Raw genomic sequence first — 16,573 nt, 5'->3', positions numbered from 1 at the left:
TTAAAACCAAGATCAAAAGATCGCAGCCTTCGGCAGCTCCTACGTAAGCCACCGACCGTTCCAACAGTTTTTACGGCGCATCCCCCGGATCTTTATCCAGCATCTTCACTATCCTCGGCATCACGCTGAAGATCGCCAGCGCCAGCAACGTACTCAACACCGCCGTCGACTCGCGCCCCAACCCCGCTGCCACTCCGATTGCCGCCGTCATCCACAACCCCGCTGCCGTGGTCAACCCCTTCACGTGTCCTGCGTCGCCTTCACTGTTTTTCAGAATGGTCCCGGCGCCAAGAAAGCCGATCCCGGCAATCACGCCCTGAACCACCCGGCTCATGGCATCGGCCTGAGACCCTGACATCTGCGGCACCAGCACAAACAACGCCGCGCCCAAGGCCACCAGCATGTGCGTGCGCACCCCAGCGGCCTTGCCTTTGTGTTCACGCTCGAACCCGAGAATGCCGCCCAACACAGCGGCAATCACCAGTCTCACGGTTATACGTGTCAATTGTGCTGCATCGCCAATATCAGCAAATTCCGCTTGCAGGGTTTCCCATACTTCATGCCACCAGGCTTTCATGCTGCTGTCCTTGTAATTGGAATGACACATGGACCACGGCAACCATTAATCGGTTGCACCGAACGATGACGACTGCCATGCGCCTAAAGCTGCAGAACCCCGCAGAAATAAGGACACCGCCATGACCGTTCGCATCGAAAACCAGACTTGCTTCTTCACTACCGAAAACGGCGAAGAGATTCGCTTGTGCACCGATGTCACCGTGATTACCGATTCGGACAAAGCCATGTCAGCGGTGGAGCTCGATGGCCAGCGCGTCTACATCACCGAAGCAGAAGCCGATGCATTGACCGTAGCAGGCGCCGTGGATGGTCGCAGGCATTTGAAAGCTACCGACAGTGATTCGGTGATTTGACTGACGCGCATCAATAAGGGCTTTGGGTGCCTGTTATAGGCGCCCTGGCACTGGCAGCGCAGGTGCTTCAAGTTGTCGCAGACGGCGGATCAAAGCTCATCTGATCCGCTTTTTATTGCAATACCTGAGTCTGTTATGCAAACAGATCGACGCTCATAGTGCTCCGGCCTGATGGAGGCTGATGAGCGAATGACCATGAGCGAAAGAATTCCCGTCCGAACCCTGGAAAATGACCTGTCCGTCCAGACTTTTGAGCCTTCGCGTACGAAGACGAAGACCAAGTCCAGCGACAATCTGATTCACACCCGCAGTTTTACCGGCCTGTTCCGCACATTGCGCCTGAGCGGTGCGGGGTTCCTGTTCCTGCTGTTTTTCGGCACGGTATGGCTGAACTGGGGTGGGCGCCAGGCCGTGCTGTGGGACCTGTCCGAAAGCAAGTTCCACATCTTTGGCGCGACCTTCTGGCCGCAGGATTTCATCCTGCTTTCGGCGCTGCTGATCATCGCCGCGTTTGGCCTGTTCGCGATCACCGTGTTCGCCGGCCGGGTCTGGTGCGGCTACACCTGCCCGCAGAGTTCCTGGACGTGGATCTTCATGTGGTGCGAGAAGATCACCGAGGGCGAACGCAACCAGCGGATCAAACTGCAAGCCGCTCCCTGGAACCTGAACAAGCTGCTGCGTCGTTCCGCCAAGCACACGCTGTGGCTGGCGATCAGCTTGCTGACGGGCCTGACCTTCGTCGGTTATTTCACGCCGATCCGGCCGCTGGCCGAAGAACTGCTGACCTTGCAGATGGCTGGCGTCAGCCTGTTCTGGGTGCTGTTCTTTACCGGCGCTACCTACATCAATGCCGGCTGGCTGCGTGAAGCGGTGTGCATGCACATGTGCCCCTATGCGCGCTTCCAGAGCGTGATGTTCGACAAGGACACCCTGACCATTTCCTACGACTTCGCTCGTGGGGAAAACCGTGGCCCGCGCAAGCGTGATGTGGCGCCCGCCACGGTCGGTCTGGGGGATTGCATCGATTGCCAGGTGTGCGTACAGGTCTGCCCGACCGGCATCGACATTCGTGACGGCCTGCAGATGGAATGCATCGGCTGCGCGGCCTGTATCGACGCCTGTGATTCGATCATGGACAAGATGGGCTACGCCCGAGGCTTGATCAGCTATACCTCCGAACACGAACTGCAAGGTGGCAAGACCCATCTGCTGCGGCCACGGCTGATTGGTTACACCCTGGTGCTGCTGGTGATGATCGGCGCCCTCGCCCTCGCGCTGGTGGAGCGGCCCATGGTTTCGCTGGATGTCAGCAAGGACCGTGGACTGTTCCGCGAGAACAGCCTGGGGCAGATCGAAAATATTTACAGCATGAAGGTCATCAACAAGACCCAGGAGCGTCAGGACTACCGCCTCACGCTGGTCGACGGGGACGGCTTCCAGCTGCAAGGCAAGACCGAGTTGAGCCTGGCGCCTGGGGAAATCATTGACGTGCCGGTGTCTGTGGCGCTGACCACGGAACGGCCGAGCAGCAGTTCGCAAACCATCGTATTCAAGATCGTCGATACGGATGAGCCAGAGGTTTACAGCGAGGCGAAGAGCCGGTTTGTTGCGCCGATGAATCGTTGATCCCTTAGACTGCGGTGCTGCCATCGCGAGCAGGCTCACTCCTACAGGGAGCCTGTACATTCCCACATGAGCCCGGCAAAACCTGTGGGAGTGAGCCTGCTCGCGATGAAGTCACCGCGAATTCACTGAACCACCGACCGGGCATTTAATGAAACGCTACGAAAAATTCGCCGATGACATCGCTGAACTGATCCGCTCTGGCGTCCTCGGCCCTGGGCAACGGGTCCCTTCTGTGCGCTACGCCAGCCAGACCTACGGCGTCAGCCCGTCCACCGTGTTCCAGGCTTATTACCTGCTGGAACGCCGCGGCCTGATCCGCGCCAGGCCGCGCTCCGGCTACTTCGTCAACACCCACGCCCCGAGCCCGTTTTCCGAGCCGGTGATCAGCAGCCAGGTGAATGAATCAACCGAAGTCGACGTCAGCGAACTGGTGTTCTCGGTCCTCGACTCGATCAAGGACCCGAACACCGTGCCCTTCGGCTCGGCGTTCCCCAGCCCCGCACTGTTTCCCCTGCAACGACTGTCACGCTCCCTGGCCAGTGCGACCCGCGACATGGACCCGCGCATGGTGGTCACCGACATGTCGCCGGGTAACCCGCAACTGCGCCGACAGATAGCCCTGCGCTACATGGTGGCCGGGCTGATGTTGCCGATGGAGGAACTGCTGATCACCAACGGCGCCCTGGAAGCACTGAACCTGTGCCTGCAGGCCGTTACTGAACCGGGCGACCTGGTGGCCATCGAAGCCCCGGCTTTTTATGCCTGCCTGCAAATTCTCGAGCGACTCAAACTCAAGGCCGTGGAAATCCCCGTGCACCCGCGCGAGGGAATCGACCTGGGCGTACTGGCGCAGACCCTGGAGCGGCATCCGATCAAGGCCGTGTGGTGCATGACCAGTTTTCAGAACCCCATGGGCGCGACCATGCCCGAGGCGAAGAAACAGGGGCTGGTGGAGTTGTTGCGCAGCCACCAGGTGCCTTTGATCGAGGACGATGTCTACGCCGAGCTGTATTACGGCCAGCAGGCACCTAAACCGGCGAAGGCGTTTGATACCGAGGGTTTGGTGATGCACTGCGGCTCGTTCGCCAAGAGCCTGGCGCCCGGTTACCGCATCGGCTGGGTGGCTGCCGGACGTTTTGCGCAGAAGATCGAGCGCTTGAAACTCATGACTTCGCTGTGTGCGTCGATGCCGGCCCAGGCGGCGATTGCCGACTACCTGCAACACGGCGGTTATGACCGCCACCTGCGTAAACTGCGTTACGCGCTGGAGGAACAGCAAAGTGCGATGCTGGCGGCGATTGCCCGCTATTTTCCGGCGCAGACTCGCGTCAGCCAGCCAGCTGGCGGGTACTTCCTGTGGCTTGAGCTGCCGGCGCAGATGGACTCGTTGAAGCTGTTCCAGATGGCGCTGGCCCAAGGCATCAGCATTGCGCCAGGGCCGATTTTTTCACCGACCCAGCGATTCAGGAATTGTATCCGGCTGAATTATGGCAGCCCTTGGGATGAGGTGGCGCAGAAGGCGATGGAGACGTTGGGGCGGATCGTACGGTCGTTTTAACGTCAAAAGATCGTCCGAACGCGGCCCGAGCCTGCGGCAGCTCCTACAGGGTTCGCGTACACCCGTAGGAGCTGCCGAAGGCTGCGATCTTTTGATCTTTGCTCTTCAGCCCCTAACGTCCACCACCCAAATCAACAAACGTCCCCGTCGCATACGACGCCTTGTCCGACAGCAACCAGACTATCGCCTCAGCCACTTCATCCGGCCGTCCACCGCGGGCCATCGGGATCGCCGACTCCAGCTTGCTGACCCGATCCGGGTCGCCGCTCAGCGCATGGAAGTCGGTATAGATATACCCAGGGCGCACCGCATTCACCCGAATCCCCTCGCCCGCCACTTCCTTGGACAGGCCAATGGTGAAGCTGTCGAGCGCTCCTTTAGAGGCGGCGTAGTCGACGTACTCGTTGGGCGATCCCAGGCGCGAGGCCACGGACGACACGTTGACGATACTGCCACCCTGGCCGCCATGCTTGGGCGACATGCGCAGGATCGCGTGCTTGGCGCAGAGGATCGGTGCAAGGACATTGGTCTTGAGGATCTTGAGAATTCGAAATTCGGACATTTCATCCACCCGGGACTTATGCCCGACGGTGCCGGCGTTGTTCACCAGGGCAGTGACCCGGCCCAGCTCGGCGTCGACCCGATTGAACAAGGCGACCACTTCATCCTCGATGCTGACGTCGGCGCGGACCGCGATCGCCTGGGCACCCAGCGCGCGCACTTGTTCGAGCACGCCATGTGCGGCTTCTTCGTCAGCCTGATAATTGATGCAGATCCGATAGCCCCGTTCGGCGGCCAGAAGCGCTGTCGCGGCGCCGATGCCTCGGCTCCCACCGGTGATGACGATGACTTTGTCCATGCTGACCTTCCCCATTTCTTGCGTAAGCAGTCAGGGGCAAGAATAACCGTCATCGGTGGTTTTTGCTTGATCTGGAGCGTCTTTACCGACGCTATCGCGGGTAAGCCTTGCTCCCACAGCTGACGAATGTGGGAGCAAGGCTTGCATGACCTGTGGGAGCAAGGCTTGCCCGCGATGAACGATGACGCGGTCGGTCAAACCGCCGCCATCTGCTCCCCACGCACAATATCCAGCATGAAGCGCTGCGCCGGCAGTGGATGACCAAGCAGATAACCCTGCAGCGAATCACACCCCAGTTGCGTCAGAAAGTCCTGCTGCACATCGGTCTCCACCCCTTCGGCAACTATCCGCAAGCCCAGCGCCTGGCCCAAGGCGACGATCGCCGAGACAATCGCAGCGTCATCACTGTCGCGCTCCAGGTCACGGACAAACCCGCGGTCGATCTTCAACTCGTTGGCAGGCAGGCGCTTGAGGTACATCAGGCTTGAATACCCGGTGCCGAAGTCATCGATGGACAAGTCCACGCCCATGTCCGACAGCGCCTGCAGCACAGTCATGCTCGCATCTGCATCACTCATGGCGGTGGTTTCGGTGATCTCCAGGGTCAGGCTGTTGGCCGGCAAATGGTGAGTCGCCAAGGCCTTGGCCACACTCTGCACCAGGCCGACGTGGCAGAACTGCAACGCCGAGAGATTCACTGCGATGCGCCAATCGGTATACCCGAGCACGTACCACTCGCGCATCTGCCGGCAAGCCTCGTTGAGTACCCATTCACCGATCGGAATGATCAGCCCGGTCTTCTCCGCCAGCTCGATAAACTTGTCTGGCAGCAACATGCCCTGGGTCGGATGGATCCAGCGCAACAGCGCCTCGGCACCCACCGGACGGCCATTGGCGGCATCGAACTTGGGTTGGTAATACAGACAGAATTGCTGCTGCTCCACCGCCGCGCGCAAGTCCTGCAACAGCTGCAGTTGCTTACGCGCGTTGGTGTTCATCGACGCATCAAAGAAGCTGTAGCCGTTCTTGCCACTGCCTTTGGCGTGATACATCGCCGCATCGGCGTTCATCAGCAATTCCTGCGCGGTTTCGCCGTTACCCGGAAACACTGCAATGCCTACGCTGGCGGATATCTGCAGGTCATGTTCGGCAACGCGGAACGAGCGCCCGATCAGCGAGACCTGGCGCGCCGCCAGATTCAGCGCATCATCCTGTTCCGCCAGTTGCACCAGCAATACAAACTCGTCGCCGCCGATTCGCGCGAGGGTATCCTGGCTGCGCAGATCCACTCGCAGGCGCTGGCCGACTTCGCGCAGCAACTGGTCGCCCATGTGGTGACCGAACGCATCGTTGACCGGTTTGAAGCCGTCCAGGTCGATGAACATCAGTGCAAAGCAGCCGCCCTGCTCGCGCACCACCAGCATCGCCTGGTCGATGCGGTCGGCCAGTAGCACACGGTTTGGCAAACCGGTCAGCGGGTCATGCAGGGCCAGTTGGGTCAGTTCGCGATTGGCCGCGGTCAGAGACAGGGCCAGACCCGCAGTGCGCGCTTCCATTCGCGCGTCGAGAATCGAGGTCAGCAAGGCAATGCTCAGCACCGCCAACGTGGTGATCAGCACCAGGTTGTCCAGGCCGTTGCCGCTCAGGCCGCTGGACGCCGAACCACAGAAACTACCGTCGGGAAAACGGGCTGCGGCCATGCCGGTGTAGTGCATGCCGACAATCGCGACGCCCATGATCACGGCCGCGCCCACTCGGATCAGCGCGACATGGGGGGTCTGTTTACGCAGCCGGAAGGCGATCCACAACGCCGCGCCCGATGCGCCGACCGCAATCACCAGGGATGCCGCAAACAACGTAGGGTCGTAATCGATCCCCGGCTGCATGTTCATGGCCGCCATCCCGGTGTAGTGCATGGCGCTGATCCCACTGCCCATGGTCAGCGCACCAAACAGCAACTGCCAGGCCGGCAGTAGCGGCTGGCTGACCAGCCACAGGGCAAAACCACAGGACAGCACTGCAATCAGCAGCGACAGCAACGTCAGGGTGACGTCGTAGCCCAGATCGATCGGCAAGGTGAACGCGAGCATGCCGATGAAATGCATCGACCATACGCCGACACCCATGGCAAAAGCGCCACCCGCCGTCCACAACGAAACCGCCCGGCCTTTGGCCGTGGCAATCCGTTCGGTGAGGTTGAGCGCAGTGTAGGAAGCGAGAATCGCGACGAACAGGGAAATGATAACCAGCGTGGGGGAATAGCTACCAGTAAGCATGGGACTTCTCGAAATAACCCCCGTACTGCTTCCCTTCTCGGTGGCGTGAATTTGGCGATTGTACTGATTCTCAACCAGAACGCACTGAGAAAATTAGCAAAAGGCCATCAAGGCGATGAAACGCTTGTTTGAACGGTGAACAAATGAAAACACCGTGCCCCTGTAGGAGCGAGCCTGCTCGCGATGGACGTCAGAACACCGCGTTAATCCAAGAAATACGCGTCTTCGTTAACGGCCATCGCGAGCAGGCTCACTCCTACAGGAGCCGACCGCAGTCGCAAGTGAAGATGATTATCGAGCAGCACTCTGCTCCAACTGCCCATCCCACCCGCCACCCAGCGCCGCAATCAGCTGCACACTGGCAATCAACCGGCTCTGCAACAGAGTGAGCATGCTGCGTTCATTGTTTAGCGCCGTGGCCTGAACCACTACCACGTCGAGATAGGCAATCAGCCCCGCCTTGTACTGATTCTGGATCAGGCGCAGGGATTCACGAGCCGCATCCAATGCCTGCTGGCGTACTGCGGATTCGTCTTCCAGCACCTTGAGCTGGACCAGGTAGTTCTCCACTTCACGGAACCCGTCCAGCACGGTCTGGCGATACTTGGCCACGGTTTCGTCATAGGCCGCTTCGCTGCGATCCACTTCCGCCGAGCGCTGGCCGCCGTCGAACAGGGTCATGGCCATTTGCGGCCCCACGGACCAGAAGCGATTGGGCACGCTGATCCAGTTCGAAGACGTGCTGCTGCTGTAACCACCATTCAGGCTCAGGGTCAGGTCCGGGTAATACGCCGCCTTGGCCACGCCGATGTTGGCATTGGCGGCCATCACCGAGCGCTCTGCCGAGGCGATGTCGGGCCGGCGTTCCAGCAGTTGCGACGGCAGGTTCAGCGGCACCTCGGGCAAGGCCGGGATATCCCTGGATTCCGCCAGCGTGAACTCCGCCGGCGGCAGGCCGATCAGCACCGCGATGGCGTTCTCAAACTGCGCGCGCTGCCAGATCAGGTCGATCATGTCGGCCTGGGTGCTCTTGAGCTGGGTCTGCGCCTGGGCCACCGCGTCCTTGCCGGAAACACCGGCGCGGTACTGGTTTTCGGTCATCTTCAGCGAGCGCTCATAGGCCTGGACCGTCGCTTCCAGCAGGCGTTTCTGCTCGTCAATGACGCGCAATTGCAGGTAATTCTGCACCAGTTCCGATTGCTGGCTCAGGCGCATGGCCGCCAGGTCGGCATAACTCGCCTGGGCATTCGCCGTATCGGCTTCCAGGCCGCGGCGCAGTTTGCCCCAGATGTCGGCCTCCCAGCTCACACCGGCCTGGGCCGTGTAGGTGTCGCGGATACCGCTGGAAGAACTGCTCAGGCTCGAGCTGCTACTGCCGGTACCCTGGCTGGAGCGGTTCTTGCCCACGGTCAGGTCCACCGTAGGAAAGAATGCCCCCCGGGCGCTGCGCACCAAGGCCTGGGCCTGGCGGTACTGGGCTTCGGACTGGGCCACGGTCTGGTTGGCGCTGTTGAGTTTGTCGATCAGGCGATTGAGCTGCTGGTCGCCATACAACTCCCACCAGGCCCCGCGCGCCAGGGAATCGCTGGGGTTGGCCTGACGCCAGCCGGCCGCTTCCTTGTACTGCACCGGTGCAGCCGCTTGTGGGCGCTGGTAATCCGGTCCGATGGCGCAGGCACTGAGCAAGGACACGCACAGGGCCAGGCTCAACAGACGCGAGCCTCGAGCCAAGGGAGCGGCCAGGTTGAAAAGCGAACGGTCAGTCATAGCGGAGTTTCCAGAGCAGCATCGGTACGCACCCCACGCCAGTGGTTGAAGCGATGGCGCAGTTTGTCGAGATAGAGGTAGACCACCGGGGTGGTGTAAAGCGTCAGCACCTGGCTGAAGATCAGCCCGCCGATAATCGTCAGGCCCAGCGGCTGGCGCATTTCTGCCCCTTCGGCGCGGCTGAGCAGCAACGGCAAGGCGCCGAGAATGGCCGCCAGGGTGGTCATCAGGATCGGCCGCAGGCGCTGCAGGCAGGCACTGCGAATCGATTCCAGCGGCGCCATGCCCTGATGCCGTTCGAGTTGCAAGGCCAGGTCGATCATCAGGATCGCGTTTTTCTTCACCACGCCGATCAGCAGGAACAGCCCCAACAGGGAAATCAGGCTGAACTCGCCGCCCAGGGCGTAGATCGACAGCAACGCACCGACGCCGGCCGACGGCAGGGTCGAGAGAATCGTCAGCGGATGGATGTAGCTCTCATACAGCACGCCCAGCACCAGGTACACGGCGACCAGCGCGCCGAGGATCATCCACGGCTGGCTCTTCTGCGTGGCAGCAAATGCGTCAGCGGTACCCGCCACCTTGACGATCACGTCCTCCGGCATGCCGAGCCGTGCAATCGCCCGCTCGATGGCGGCCGTCCCCTGCTCCACCGTGACCCCTTCGGCCATGTCGAACGAGATGCTCTCGGAGGCGAACTGGCCTTCGTGGCTGACCCGATCGTCTTCCAGGCTGTTTTCGTAATGGGCAATAGTCGACAGCGGAATCCGCGCGCCGTCGGCGGTGATCACCTGCACCTGCTTGAGGGTGATCGGGTCCTGGGCATATTTCGGATTGACCTCCATCACCACCTGATACTGATTCAGGCTGTCGTAGATGGTCGAGATCTGCCGCTGGCTGTAGGCGTTGTTGAGCACCGAGGTGACCATGTTCATGTCGACGCCCAGGCGCTTGGCCTGATCGCGGTCGACAATCAGCGTGACTTGCTGGGCGCCGCGACCCTCCCGGGCGTCGATGGCCGTCAGTTCCGGCAACGCCTTCAGCGCGGTCACGACTTTCGGGTACCACTCGCGCAACGTGCCGAGGTCAGCGCTCTGCAGGATGTAGGAATATTGCGAGGTGGTCTGCTCACGGCCACCGCCGAACTGCAGGTCCTGATCCGCCATCAACATCAATTGCGCACCGGCAACCTTGGGCATTTCCTTGCGCAGGCGTTCGATGACTTTCTGCGCCGAGATATTGCGCTCCTTGATCGGTTTCAGGCGCACCAGCATGAACGCATTATTGGTGCCGTTGCTGCCGCCGATGAATCCCGCAACGCTCTCTACGGCTTCGTCTTTCAACACTGCGCGGCGGAAGGTTTCCATCTTCGGCTGCATCACGGTAAACGATAGCCCGTCATCACCACGTACAAAACCGATCAACTGACCGGTGTCCTGTTGCGGCATAAACGTTTTAGGAACAACGACATATAGTGCAACGTTAACGCCTATTGTCACGAATAGACTGAGCAGTGTCAGGCGACGATGGCGCAGCACCCAGTCAAGGCTGGTCGCATATTTGCCGACCATCCACTCGTTGGTGCGCCGGCTGACCCGTTGCAGGCGATTTTCCTGGCCCGGCGTGTGCGGCTTCAGCCAGCGCGCACAGAGCATGGGCGTGAGGGTCAGCGAAACCACGAGCGACACGACGATGGACGCCGCTAGGGTGATGGAAAACTCGCGAAACAGGCTCTCGATGATCCCGCCCATGAATAGGATAGACAGGAACACCGCCACCAACGACACGTTCATCGACAGCAAGGTGAAACCGACCTCTTGCGCCCCCAGGTAGGCGGCCTTCATCGGCGGCACGCCTTCGTCGATGTGCCGGGAAATGTTCTCCAGCACCACGATGGCGTCGTCCACCACCAGCCCGGTGGCCAGGATCAACGCCATCAGCGACAGGTTGTTCAAAGAGAAGCCGTAGAGGTACATCACCGCGAACGTGCCGACCAGCGACACCGGCACCGCCAGGGTTGGAATGAGCGAGGCGCGGAAGTTGCCGAGGAACAGGAACACCACGAGGATCACCAGGGCCACGGCGATCAGCAGAGTCATTTCCGCTTCATGCAGCGTGGCCTTGATCACCGGCGAGCGGTCCATCGCCAGGTTCAGCTTGACGCTGGCCGGCAGCACGGCCTGTAACGCCGGCAACTGGGCCTTGATCTCGTTGACCGTCTCGATGATGTTGGCACCCGCCTGGCGGTTGATCACCAGCAGTACCGCCGCGTCATCATTGAAGAAGCCGCTGTTGTAGCGGTCTTCGACGCCGTCGCTGACCTTGGCCACGTCCTTGAGGCGCAACGCGGCGCCGTCGGCGTAGTGAATGATCAGCGACTCGTAGTCCTTGGCCTTTTCCAGCTGGTCGTTAGCCTGCACCTGCCACAGCCGCTCGCCGTCTTCGACCGAGCCCTTGGGCCGGCGCACGTTGGCATTGGCGATTGCCGTCCGCACATCGTCGAGGGCGATGCCGTACTGGTTCAGCGCCTGTGGTTCGAGCTCGATGCGCACCGCCGGCAGGGAGCTGCCGCCGATCTGCACTTCGCCGACGCCCTGCACCTGCGACAGGCTCTGGGACAGGATGGTCGAGGCCAGGTCGTACAACTGGCCTTTCTCCAGCACATCGGAGGTCAGCGACAGCACCATAATGGGCGCCTGCGACGGGTTGACCTTCTTGTAAGTCGGCATGCTGCGCATACCGCTCGGCAGCAGGTTGCGCGAGGCGTTGATCGCTGCCTGCACTTCCCGCGCCGCACCGTTGATATCGCGGTCGAGGTCAAATTGCAGGATCACCCGGGTCGAGCCCTGGCTGGAGCGACTGCTCATGGTGTTGACGCCGGCAATCGCCCCGAACGAGCGCTCCAGCGGCGTGGCCACGGTGGAGGCCATAACCTCGGGGCTGGCACCGGGCAAGCTGGCCTGGACCACGATCACCGGGAAGTCCATTTGCGGCAGCGGCGACACCGGGAGCAAACCGAAGCTCACGCCGCCCAGCAACATGATCGCCAGGCTCAGCAGCATGGTAGCGACCGGCCGCTTGATGAAAGGTCCGGACAGGTTCATGGCTGCTCTACCACTTCCACAGGCTCGGATTTATGGCCCCAACGACGACCGAGGCGGTCGAAGTAGAGGTAGATGACCGGCGTGGTGAACAAGGTCAGCACCTGACTCACCAACAGTCCGCCCACCATCACCAGGCCCAGGGGTTGGCGCAGTTCCGCACCGGAGCCGGTGGCCAGCATCAAGGGTACGGCGCCGAACAATGCCGCCAGAGTGGTCATCAGGATCGGCCGGAAACGCAGGAGCGCCGCCTGGTAAATCGCCGTCTCCGGGTCCAGGCCCTGATTGCGTTCGGCGTCGAGGGCGAAGTCGATCATCATGATCGCGTTCTTCTTGACGATACCAATCAGCAGGATGATGCCGATGATCGCGATCATCCCCAGGTCATTGCCACTGAGCAGCAACGCCAGCAGGGCGCCGACCGCCGCCGAGGGCAAGGTCGAGAGGATGGTGATCGGGTGGATGTAACTCTCGTAGAGCACGCCCAGCACGATGTACATGGTCACTACCGCCGCCAGGATCAGCAGCAAAGTGCTCGACAACGACGCCTGGAAGGCTTCGGCCGCACCCTGGAACTGGGTCTGCACGCCAAGCGGCATGCCGATGTCCTTCTGCACCTGCTCGATGATGTCCACCGCATGACCCAGGGCGACGCCGGGGGCCAGGTTAAATGACATCATCACCGCCGGGAACTGGCCGATGTGAGTGATCGCCAATTGCGCCTGGCGTTGCTCGATGTGAGCCAGGCTGGACAGGCGGACCTGGCCGCCATCGGTGGTCTTGACGTGAATCTGGTTCAGCGCGTCCGGGCCGATTTTCTCGCCGGCCTGCGCCTGCAGGACCACCCGGTACTGGCTGGCCTGGGTATAGATGGTGGAAATCTGCCGCTGGCCGAACGCGTCATACAGGGCGTCGGTGATGTTCGCCACCGAGACACCGACCCGGGAGGCCGCGTCGCGATCGATCACCAGGTAGACCTGCAGGCCCTTGTCCTGCAGGTCGCTGGCGACGTCGGTGAGTTCCGCTTTCTGGGCCAGTGCCTCAACCAGACGGCCGCTCCACAGGCTGAGCAATTGCGAGTCCGGCGAGGACATGCTGAACTGGTACTGCGTGCGGCTGACCCGATCCTCGATGGTCAGGTCCTGCACCGGTTGCATGAACAGCCGAATGCCGATCAACTTGTCCACTTCTGGCTGCAGGCGCGCGATGATTTCAGTCGCGCTCAGGTCCCGCGCGCTGTGGGGCTTGAGGTTGATCAGCAGGCGACCGCTGTTGAGTGTCGAGTTGTCGCCATCGACGCCGATGTAGGACGACAGGCTTTCCACCGCCGGGTCAGCGAGGATGATTTTGGCCAGGTCCTGCTGACGCTCACTCATTGCCGCAAAGGAGATCGATTGCGGCGCTTCGGAAATGCCCTGGATCACCCCAGTGTCCTGCACCGGGAAAAATCCCTTGGGCACCACCATGTACAGCACCACGGTCAGCGCCAGGGTGCCGACCGCTACCAGCAACGTCAGCGGCTGATGCTTGAGTACCCACTGCAATTTGCGCCCGTAGGCGGCGATCATCCAGTCGATGGCGGCGCCACTGGCGCGGTAGAAGCGGCCCTGTTCCTCTTCCTTGGGCTCACGCTTGAGCAACCGCGCGCACATCATCGGGGTCAGAGTCAGGGACACCACCAGGGAAATCAGGATGGCCACCGCCAGGGTGATAGCGAATTCGCGGAACAGGCGCCCTACTACATCGGCCATGAACAGCAATGGAATCAGTACGGCAATCAGCGACAGCGTGAGGGAAATCAGGGTGAAACCGATCTGCTTGGCGCCCTTGAGTGCCGCATTCAGCGGGGTCTCGCCTTCTTCGATATAGCGGGAAATGTTCTCCAGCATGACGATCGCGTCGTCCACCACAAAGCCGGTGGCGATGGTCAGGGCCATCAGGGTCAGGTTGTTCACCGAGAACCCGGCGAGATACATCACGCCGAAGGTGCCGATCAGCGACAGCGGCACTGCTACCGAGGGGATGATCGTGGCGCTGGCCCGACGCAGGAACAGGAAGGTCACCATGACCACCAGGGCGATGGCGATCAGCAGTTCATGCTGCACGTCCGTTACCGAGGCACGGATGGTCTGGGTGCGATCGGTCAGGACCGTGACGTCGAGGCCGGCCGGCAGGTTATCGGTGATGCTGGGCAGCAGCGCCTTGATCCGGTCGACCACTTCGATGACGTTGGCCCCGGGCTGGCGCTGAATGTTCAGCAGCACCGCCTGGTTTTCATTGGCCCACGCGGCCAGGCGCTCGTTCTCGGCACCGTCGACGATCTCTGCCACGTCTTTCAGTCGCAGCGGCGCGCCGTTGGCGTACGCGAGGATCAGGTTGGCGTAGTCCTTGGGCGAGGTCAGCTGGTCGTTGGCATCGAGCATCGACACCCGGGTCGGGCCGTCGAAATTGCCTTTGGGCTGGTTGACGTTGGACGCGCTGATCAGGCTGCGCACATCGGCCAGGTTCAGGCCATTGGCCGCGAGGGCCTCCGGATTGACCTTGATCCGCACGGCCTGGCGCTGGCCGCCGGCGATGCTGACCATGCCGACTCCGCTGATCTGGGCGATCTTCTGCGCCATGCGTGTATCGACCAGGTCATTGAGCTTGGGCAGCAGCATGGTCTTGGAGGTGATGGCCAGGGTCAGGACCGGGGTGTCCGCGGGGTTGACCTTGTTGTACACCGGTGGTGCTGGCAGGTCGTTGGGCAGCAGGTTGGTGGCGGCGTTGATCGCGGCCTGGACCTGTTGCTCGGCGACGTCCATGTTGATATCGAGGCTGAAACGCAGGGTCAGCACCGAGGCGCCGCCGGAGCTGGTCGAGGCCATCTGGGTCAGGCCGGGCATCTGCCCGAACTGGCGTTCAAGCGGCGCGGTGACGGCACTGGTCATGACGTCCGGGCTGGCGCCGGGGTACAGCGTCATCACGCGGATGGTCGGGTAATCGACCTGCGGCAGCGCCGACACCGGCAGCAAACGGTAGGCAATGATGCCGGCCAGGATAATGGCCAGCATGCTCAGCGTGGTGGCTACCGGGCGAAGGATAAACAGCCGCGAGATGTTCATGCGCCGCCCTTTTTCGCCTTGTCGGTGGCTGTCGCTTCAGGCGTGGTGGCGGCCGACTTGCCCTGCAGGTGTTCGGTTGGCGTGGTCGGCACGTCCTTGCTGTCATTGACCACTTCCACTTCACTGCCTTCCTTGAGGCGGTCGGTGCCTTCCAGCACCACGCGATCGCCGGCGGCCAGGCCTTCGGTGATCACGGTGTTATCACCGTCACTGGCACCGACTTTCAACTGGCGGATCTTGACCTTCTTGTCGCCATCAAGGGCGTAAACAAAAGTGCCGTTGGTGCCGAACTGAATCGCGGCCGAAGGCGCGAGCACCACGTCTTTAAGGGTGTCGGCCAGCAGATGGATGTTGACGAACTGGTTGGGAAACAGCGACTGATCGCGGTTATCGTAGCGGGCCTTGAATTTCAGAGTGCCGGTGGTCACGTCAATCTGGTTGTCGAGACTCTGCAACACGCCGGTCGCCTGCAGCTTGGTGTCACCGCGATCCCAGGCCTCGGCAGGTAGTTTGGCCCCCGAACGATAACGCTCCAGTACCACGCTCAGGTTGTTCTCCGGCAAGGTGAAGGCGACGCTGATCGGTTGGGTCTGGGTGATGATGGCCAATGCCGTAGTGTCATTGGCAGCGACCAGGTTGCCGACGTCCAGCTGACGCAGGCCTACACGACCGGCGATCGGTGCACGAATTTTAGTGAATTCGAGATTGAGCTTGGCGTCGTTGACCGCCGCCTGATTGGTCTTGACCGTGCCCTGATACTGACCCACCAGCGCTTCGGCGGTGTCCAGGGTCTGTTTGGCGATGCTGTCTTCGCGATAAAGGCCGCGGTAACGTTCGACATCCACCTGGGCATTTTTCAATTGCGCCTGATTCTGCAGCAGCGTGCCTTCAGCCTGAAGCAAGGCGTTTTGGTACGGACGCGGGTCAATCTCCGCCAGCAGGTCGCCGGCCTTGACCATCTGTCCTTCCTCGAAGGCGATCTTCACCAGTTCACCGCCGACCCGGCTGCGTACATTGATGGTGTTCAGCGCGGTCACCGTGCCGAGCGCCTTGTAATACAGCGGGAAATCGCCCTTTACCGCCGGCGCCACGCGCACCGGAATCGGCCCGGTCGCACCACCAAACCCCGGACGCATTCCCCCGGACTTGCCGGTATGCCCGGCGGCAGCCTTCTGCCCTGCGGGCTCTTTTTGGTCGCCTGCGGGCCAGAATTTCCAGCACACGCCAGCGACGACCAACAGAACAAGCAGGCCGAACAGCCAGCGACGGGGACTACGGGAGGAGGATTGCATTGAATGATCAACCATTGGGCGCGTGGGCTTCTTCTACGGGAGGCTGAACGATAAGCAC

The 16,573-nt window shown here is 61.4% G+C and carries 10 protein-coding genes; 3 read left to right on the top strand and 7 right to left on the bottom strand.

Going from position 1 to position 16,573, the window contains the following annotated elements:
• Nucleotides 1-70 precede the first annotated feature (70 nt).
• On the bottom strand, nucleotides 71-577 hold the full coding sequence (locus tag ACYZTK_RS01270) for an MgtC/SapB family protein (RefSeq protein WP_462012771.1): 507 nt from the start codon (nucleotides 575-577) through the stop codon (nucleotides 71-73).
• A gap of 121 nt (nucleotides 578-698) precedes the next feature.
• Between ACYZTK_RS01270 and ACYZTK_RS01265 the strand changes: the two genes are divergently transcribed.
• The 3 genes from ACYZTK_RS01265 to mapR all read left to right on the top strand — a co-directional run bounded on the left by ACYZTK_RS01265 (nucleotide 699) and on the right by mapR (nucleotide 4,116).
• Complete coding sequence (locus tag ACYZTK_RS01265; RefSeq protein WP_462012770.1) at nucleotides 699-932, top strand: DUF3203 family protein; 234 nt, start codon at nucleotides 699-701, stop codon at nucleotides 930-932.
• Nucleotides 933-1,127: 195 nt separating this feature from the next.
• Complete coding sequence (gene ccoG, locus ACYZTK_RS01260; RefSeq protein ID WP_462012769.1) at nucleotides 1,128-2,558, top strand: cytochrome c oxidase accessory protein CcoG; 1,431 nt, start codon at nucleotides 1,128-1,130, stop codon at nucleotides 2,556-2,558.
• A 148-nt stretch (nucleotides 2,559-2,706) separates the two neighbouring features.
• Nucleotides 2,707-4,116 carry a GntR family transcriptional regulator MpaR gene (mapR, locus tag ACYZTK_RS01255; protein ID WP_462012768.1) on the top strand — a complete coding sequence of 470 codons (1,410 nt, stop codon included), beginning with the start codon at nucleotides 2,707-2,709 and terminating at the stop codon, nucleotides 4,114-4,116.
• Nucleotides 4,117-4,228: 112 nt separating this feature from the next.
• On the opposite strand, the gene ACYZTK_RS01250 is transcribed toward mapR, so the two are convergent.
• From ACYZTK_RS01250 to ACYZTK_RS01225, 6 genes are all read right to left on the bottom strand, one after another.
• Nucleotides 4,229-4,975: an SDR family oxidoreductase gene (locus tag ACYZTK_RS01250; RefSeq protein ID WP_462012767.1), complete on the bottom strand. Its 747-nt coding sequence runs from the start codon at nucleotides 4,973-4,975 to the stop codon at nucleotides 4,229-4,231.
• A 194-nt stretch (nucleotides 4,976-5,169) separates the two neighbouring features.
• Complete coding sequence (locus tag ACYZTK_RS01245; RefSeq protein WP_462012766.1) at nucleotides 5,170-7,251, bottom strand: putative bifunctional diguanylate cyclase/phosphodiesterase; 2,082 nt, start codon at nucleotides 7,249-7,251, stop codon at nucleotides 5,170-5,172.
• 291 nt (nucleotides 7,252-7,542) lie between these two features.
• A complete protein-coding gene (locus ACYZTK_RS01240; protein WP_462012765.1) occupies nucleotides 7,543-9,018 on the bottom strand; it encodes an efflux transporter outer membrane subunit in 1,476 nt (491 codons plus the stop codon).
• The gene (locus ACYZTK_RS01235) at nucleotides 9,015-12,122 is read right to left on the bottom strand and encodes an efflux RND transporter permease subunit (RefSeq protein WP_462012764.1); all 3,108 of its coding nucleotides are present in this window, start codon (nucleotides 12,120-12,122) and stop codon (nucleotides 9,015-9,017) included. The genes ACYZTK_RS01240 and ACYZTK_RS01235 overlap by 4 nt, the downstream gene beginning before the upstream one ends.
• On the bottom strand, nucleotides 12,119-15,223 hold the full coding sequence (locus tag ACYZTK_RS01230) for an MdtB/MuxB family multidrug efflux RND transporter permease subunit (RefSeq protein WP_462012763.1): 3,105 nt from the start codon (nucleotides 15,221-15,223) through the stop codon (nucleotides 12,119-12,121). Before ACYZTK_RS01230 ends, ACYZTK_RS01235 begins: the two co-directional genes overlap by 4 nt.
• The gene (locus tag ACYZTK_RS01225) at nucleotides 15,220-16,530 is read right to left on the bottom strand and encodes an MdtA/MuxA family multidrug efflux RND transporter periplasmic adaptor subunit (RefSeq protein ID WP_462012762.1); all 1,311 of its coding nucleotides are present in this window, start codon (nucleotides 16,528-16,530) and stop codon (nucleotides 15,220-15,222) included. The genes ACYZTK_RS01230 and ACYZTK_RS01225 overlap by 4 nt, the downstream gene beginning before the upstream one ends.
• Nucleotides 16,531-16,573: the final 43 nt, after the last annotated feature.

This window comes from Pseudomonas sp. LB3P31, assembly GCF_054897945.1.
This window is presented reverse-complemented; position numbering and strand designations above follow the sequence as displayed.

Excerpts from the sequence above, each read along its gene's own strand:
- ACYZTK_RS01245 (WP_462012766.1), bottom strand. The coding sequence starts at position 7,251 with ATGCTTACTGGTAGCTATTCCCCCACGCTGGTTATCATTTCCCTGTTC.
- ACYZTK_RS01240 (WP_462012765.1), bottom strand. The coding sequence starts at position 9,018 with ATGACTGACCGTTCGCTTTTCAACCTGGCCGCTCCCTTGGCTCGAGGC.
- ACYZTK_RS01270 (WP_462012771.1), bottom strand. The coding sequence starts at position 577 with ATGAAAGCCTGGTGGCATGAAGTATGGGAAACCCTGCAAGCGGAATTT.
- ACYZTK_RS01250 (WP_462012767.1), bottom strand. The coding sequence starts at position 4,975 with ATGGACAAAGTCATCGTCATCACCGGTGGGAGCCGAGGCATCGGCGCC.
- ACYZTK_RS01235 (WP_462012764.1), bottom strand. The coding sequence starts at position 12,122 with ATGAACCTGTCCGGACCTTTCATCAAGCGGCCGGTCGCTACCATGCTG.
- ACYZTK_RS01265 (WP_462012770.1), top strand. The coding sequence starts at position 699 with ATGACCGTTCGCATCGAAAACCAGACTTGCTTCTTCACTACCGAAAAC.
- ACYZTK_RS01230 (WP_462012763.1), bottom strand. The coding sequence starts at position 15,223 with ATGAACATCTCGCGGCTGTTTATCCTTCGCCCGGTAGCCACCACGCTG.
- ACYZTK_RS01225 (WP_462012762.1), bottom strand. The coding sequence starts at position 16,530 with ATGGTTGATCATTCAATGCAATCCTCCTCCCGTAGTCCCCGTCGCTGG.
- ccoG (WP_462012769.1), top strand. The coding sequence starts at position 1,128 with ATGAGCGAAAGAATTCCCGTCCGAACCCTGGAAAATGACCTGTCCGTC.
- mapR (WP_462012768.1), top strand. The coding sequence starts at position 2,707 with ATGAAACGCTACGAAAAATTCGCCGATGACATCGCTGAACTGATCCGC.